Annotated in this window: 5 protein-coding genes; 3 read left to right on the top strand and 2 right to left on the bottom strand. The window is 43.2% G+C overall.

The annotated features are described in order from the left end of the window. Both V7D75_RS14140 and V7D75_RS14135 read right to left on the bottom strand, forming a co-directional pair. A partial coding sequence (locus V7D75_RS14140; RefSeq protein WP_333615074.1) for a thiamine phosphate synthase occupies positions 1 to 551 on the bottom strand: 551 nt, incomplete at its 3' end. Between the two features lie 91 nt (positions 552 to 642). Further along, positions 643 to 1737 (bottom strand): serine hydrolase, encoded by a 1095-nt coding sequence (locus tag V7D75_RS14135; RefSeq protein WP_305935997.1) that lies wholly within the window; start codon positions 1735 to 1737, stop codon positions 643 to 645. A 449-nt stretch (positions 1738 to 2186) separates the two neighbouring features. Here V7D75_RS14135 and V7D75_RS14130 point away from each other — a divergent pair, with 449 nt between their 5' ends. The 3 genes from V7D75_RS14130 to V7D75_RS14120 all read left to right on the top strand — a co-directional run. Further along, on the top strand, positions 2187 to 2822 hold the full coding sequence (locus V7D75_RS14130; protein ID WP_102076814.1) for a response regulator: 636 nt from the start codon (positions 2187 to 2189) through the stop codon (positions 2820 to 2822). Between the two features lie 87 nt (positions 2823 to 2909). After that, positions 2910 to 4745 carry a sensor histidine kinase gene (locus V7D75_RS14125; protein WP_333615073.1) on the top strand — a complete coding sequence of 612 codons (1836 nt, stop codon included), beginning with the start codon at positions 2910 to 2912 and terminating at the stop codon, positions 4743 to 4745. A gap of 82 nt (positions 4746 to 4827) precedes the next feature. Further along, a partial coding sequence (locus V7D75_RS14120; protein ID WP_333615072.1) for a response regulator occupies positions 4828 to 5344 on the top strand: 517 nt, incomplete at its 3' end.

The raw sequence follows: 5344 nt of genomic DNA, 5'->3' as shown, positions 1-5344 counted from the left end.
CCTGCCAGCTCGGTTATATTTTCCGCCGTCAATCCCCCTATTACGCAGATATCAATCCCTTGCTGACAACCTTCAATAAGTTGCTGGCGAGATATTACATGGGCATTAGGTTTGGTATTTGAAGCAAAAACCGCGCCCATCGCCGCATAGCTTGCGCCGTCTTCTTTTGCTTGTTTGACCAACGCTACATCACCGTGACAAGTTCGTCCGATAATTTCACTTGTTGCTAGAACAATTTTGGCGTTATTTATCTCACCATCTTGTTGACCTAAATGTACCCCGATGCCAAGTTTTTTGGCAAGTGCAGTGTCATCGTTCATCACAATATCGACGTTATAAAACTTTGCTAAGCTGACGATCTGCCGCGCTTCCTTATACAGCTTTGCTTTGCCATTTGCCGATTGTAAGGTTTTTTTACGGCGAATTTGCAATAATGCTACCAGCCCTGTTGCTAATGCTACTTCTAGTTTTGCATATAACACTGAAAATTCATCATCATTGGTGAGTAAATATAGTTTGGGTGCGGGCGTCATAGCCGATGCTTGGAACATATCATTTTTCCTCAAATGGGCTCAAATTTGACCCAATAAAAAGGCCGTTATATTACATAACAGCCTTTTTATCAATATTAAAATAGCACGCTTATACGGTACGGCGAGTCGCCAAACTGTTTAAGATATTTTTCGCATCACCCCAGCGCGTCGCTGAGCTGTTTGCGCCCAAAATCACGATAATCGCCGGACGGTTATTGACACGGGTTTCCATCACCACGCAGCGCCCTGCTTCATTGATAAAGCCAGTTTTTGAGATACCGATTGGATAGCTACCATCACGCACTAAGCTGCTGGTGTTGTTGGCTTTATACGTGCGGTTGCCGCTTGAGTAGTTAGAGACATAAAAGTCATAGCTTTTGGTGGTCGAAAAACGACGAATGACATCGTAGTTACCCGCTGCACGTACCATTTTAACGAGATCATTTGATGAAGCGACGTTACGCTTATCAAGACCGGTTGGGTCACCGAAGAAAGCGGTGGTCATGCCCAAATCTTGGGCTTTACGGTTCATAGCGCGCATAAAGGCACTATAACCACCTGGATAATTACGCGCTAGGCTTTTTGCAGCTGGGTTTTCTGATTTCATCAATGCCATAAGTAGCATCTCAGCACGGTTCAAACGGTCGCCTGACTTAAGGTTTGAGCTGGCGCGTTTTGGACCGACGAAATCTTCTGGATCAAGGGTAATCTCTTCACGCATGTCAAGACCGGCGTCTAACACCACCATTGCAGTCATAATCTTAGTAATACTTGCCATCGGACGGGCAATATCAGCAGCCTTTTCGTAGATAGATTCGCCGGTTTCAGCATCGATGACCGCAACACTGCGCGAATCGGTACTGATTGGAATCATACTACCGCTGTTAAAACCACCACGATAGGCGGTGTTATAGCTATTGGTATTGTTAAAGCTATTATTATTGGTACTTCCAAAACTGTGTGCATTAGTAATATTGGTGGCGCCGTAGCCATTGTCTACTTTTTTAATCGCCGAGCTATTACTGCTGTTATACATGATTTTACGCGCTTCAGATAAGCTGTCGGCACCGCCCCAGCTCACACGAGCACTAGACTCAGAGCCAGAACTACCATTAATGGTAAGTGCCGCTTGTGCAACACTGCCCAAACTCAATGAAATCAGAGCAGCGATTAATTGCTGTTTGGTTAATGGTAGTTGCTTCATTATGCCTCCTGCAGCCGCGCTGCCATTAGTTAGAAAATCAGTTACATACTAACTAACACCAACAACGTACGTAGCGTTTGTGGTTGTGTTTATAGATACTCGCATAGAGTTTTTGTATTTTTAGTGTATCATGGTTTGCATTTAAGTTTAATCTACTAAATCAATTAGATGTCACTTTTTGACCACATTCAAATTTTACTACATTTACTTTATATTACAGCAATATTAATTAACAATGGCGCAATATAGCATTACATTTAAGCTTATAAGGGTACAATTGCAAAGTTCATATAAAAGTATGCTGCTTAATATAAGGGAATTTGTGAGTTTACATATTTTAGTCAATAAATTTATAGCAGCTAACATTTATAATAAGACAGTAAAATCATTTAGATAGTTTAAGTTTAACAGTGCACCCTTTATTCTGACCAATAGAAAAGAGTATAACTATGATTCGAGTACTAGTAGTAGATGATCATGATTTGGTGCGAATGGGCATTAGCCGCATGTTGGCAGATAGTGCCGATATCGAAGTCGTCGGCGAAGCAGATAGCGGCGATATGGCGATTAAATTGGCAAAACAGCTGCGTCCGGATGTGATATTGCTCGATGTCAATATGCCCAATATTGGCGGGCTTGAAGCCACCAAACGTCTTATTCAGCTTGATATGGGCTTTAAGATTTTGGCCGTGAGTAGCATGTCAGCGCAGCCTTATCCGTCGATGCTTATTAAAGCGGGTGTCAATGGTTATATCACCAAAGGAACGCCGCTTGATGAGATGATACGCGCAGTGAAAAAAGTCTATCAGGGCGGGCGTTACTTTAGCCAAGACGTTGCCGAGCAATTGGCGGATGTTTTGTTATCTGATAATGCCAGCTCACCTTTTGACTTATTAAGTGACCGAGAAAAACAGGTCGCCATGATGGTGGTGAATTGCCAAAGCCCGCAGCAAATCGCCGACCAGTTATTTGTCAGCGTCAAAACCATCAATACTTATCGTTACCGCATTTATGAAAAAGTCGGTGTCGATAGCGATGTAAAGTTGACCCATTTGGCCATTCGCCATGGGCTTATCCAACCGTAAGTCGCTATGCGCATGCACTTTAGGTGTCTTTTCTTTTATGACGGTTAATTTATAAAGCCAATAGAAATACTGAAACCCTTAACGCCTATGAAATCTCTAAAGTCTGCGCCGTCGAAATCTGTGAACTCTATTAGTAGCGTCGTCGCGACTGTTATTGATTATTTTCAGCGCGATGACACCTTGCCGTTGCCGCAGCTGCGCAGGTTGGGTTTGATTTATAGCAGCTATCGCTTTGTCGTCAGCCTATTTTCTATGCTGATGGTGTATATCACAGCGCGCGCTAGCGATGGCTCATCATTACCAAGTTTTTTGCAGCAAACCGCGCTCAGTTTTTATGTCCTTCTAAGCTTAATTTTATTGGGTTTATTTTATGTGGTGACCAAGCATCCACGGCAACAGCTGGCGTTTGGTTTGGCAGTAGACGTTATTATTTTAAGCTTACTGCTCTATACCGCTGGCGCGCCTGATTTGCAGTTGACCATGCTGTATATGGTGGTGGTGGCCGCAAGCTTTATGCTACTTCATAGCTCGCAAGCGCTGATTATTACCTTACTGGCGATTATTTTCGTTATCTATCAGCAGTTTTTTTATGCGATTGCCAATAGCATGAGTTTGGCAAATTTGGGTGATGCGCTCCTGATGTCAGCCAGCTTTTTGGCAGTCGGCGGTTTGAGTTGGTCAATCTCGCAGCGCTTGGTACAAGTTGAGAAAGTAGCGGCCCGCCACGCCAAAGAAGTCGAACGCTTAAACGTTATCAATCAAGAAGTCATCACCCAAATGGCCAACGGTGTCATCGTCATCGATTGTGAACAAGTGGTTTTAGCCAACCTTGCGGCTTATCAATTACTCAGTATTCCAAATACTACGGCAATGGAGGCAGAGTATGTTGAGACAAATGCTGCGCTCAGTAGCTCGCCAAACAGCTTGTTAAACAATTCTTTAAACAGCCATGCAAACAGCTCTTCAAATAATATTAAAAATCATATTGCAAACAAACCACTCGCCGACTTTCAGCAGCAGCTTCGTGCGCAACATTTGCAGCTTTTTGAAGCTTGCTTATCGATAGAGACGGGACAATCTCGCAGTTTTATTTATGAGTTGCCAGCTACTGCCAATGCCTCTGTCTTTGGTAAGCTTCGCGTTGAAATTATCCCGCTAAAAGATGACAGTAAGCTGATCATTTTAGAAGATTTACGCCGCGAACAAGCCAGCGCCCAACAATTAAAACTGGCCTCTTTGGGGCAGCTGACCGCCAGTATTGCTCATGAAATAAGAAACCCTTTAGCCGCTATCTCGCAAGCCAGTCAACTACTGATAGAAGATATTGAAGAAAGTCAGGCCATAGAGAGTGCAAGCGCAAATGATGCGTTGGCTGGCAATCATGAGCTTTATAAAATGATATTCACGCAAACAAAGCGCGTTAATCGTATTATTGAAGACGTTTTAAAGCTCTCTCGTCAGCAGACCGCCAATCAGCAGTTGATTGCCCTTGCCGACTGGATGCCAGAATTTTTGGCAAACTATTTTCAAGGTCACGATGTTTTTTTACACAATCATGCGCAGCCGACCATCTCGTTTGATTCGCATCAGTTAGAACAAATTTTTATCAATTTGATTAACAATGGCTTACGTCATAGCAGTTATGCTCACCCTCATGCCGTTGTGGAAATCGAGATTTATTGTGCCGATAACGATGTTATAATTGATGTATTGGACGATGGAACAGGTGTAAGCACGGCGGATTTAAACCACTTGTTCAATCCATTTTTTACCACTGATAAGGCGGGTACGGGTTTAGGCTTGTATTTATCGCAAGCATTTTGTGAGGCCAACCATGCGCGCCTACTTTATATTCCAGAACACAAAAAAACTTGTTTTCGTTTGATTGCGCCTGCTATTGACAACGCAGCCATTGATAATTAAACGATTAATAATGGAAAAATTGATAGTTTAAATAAAACGTATTTTTAACGCCTTGTAGTATTTTAAGACAATGAGATGATGTATGACCACAACCGCGCTAGTCGTTGATGACGAAGTAGATTTATGCCGCTTGATGCAAATTACCTTAACCAAAATGGGCATCAAAAGCGATGTGGCTTATACCTTGTCGCAAGCCAAAGCCTATTGGCAAGCAAACGACTATGATTTTTGTTTAACCGATTTAAAACTCCCTGATGGTTCAGGCTTAGAGTTGGTTAAGCATATTAGCAGCAGCTCAAGTACGCCCATTGCCGTGATTACCGCGCATGGCAGTATGGATTTGGCGATTGAAGCACTGAAGCTGGGCGCTTTTGACTTTGTTAATAAGCCGCTTGAGCTGCCGCGCTTGCGTCAATTGGTTGAAAATGCGCTTAAGGTTATTCATCAAGATAACGCTGCAAAGTCAACGCCTGAGCGCTCACCTGAGCAGCAAATTCTCGATAGCCGTCTGATTGGCGACTCAGATGTCATGCACCCGTTAAAAAATACCATTTTAAAGTTAGCGCGCTCGCAAGCGCCAGTTTTTTTATCGGGGGCGC

This window comes from Psychrobacter sp. (genome assembly GCF_036731945.1).
GTDB lineage: Bacteria > Pseudomonadota > Gammaproteobacteria > Pseudomonadales > Moraxellaceae > Psychrobacter.
This window is presented reverse-complemented; position numbering and strand designations above follow the sequence as displayed.

Excerpts from the sequence above, each read along its gene's own strand:
- V7D75_RS14135 (WP_305935997.1), bottom strand. The coding sequence starts at position 1,737 with ATGAAGCAACTACCATTAACCAAACAGCAATTAATCGCTGCTCTGATT.
- V7D75_RS14130 (WP_102076814.1), top strand. The coding sequence starts at position 2,187 with ATGATTCGAGTACTAGTAGTAGATGATCATGATTTGGTGCGAATGGGC.
- V7D75_RS14125 (WP_333615073.1), top strand. The coding sequence starts at position 2,910 with ATGAAATCTCTAAAGTCTGCGCCGTCGAAATCTGTGAACTCTATTAGT.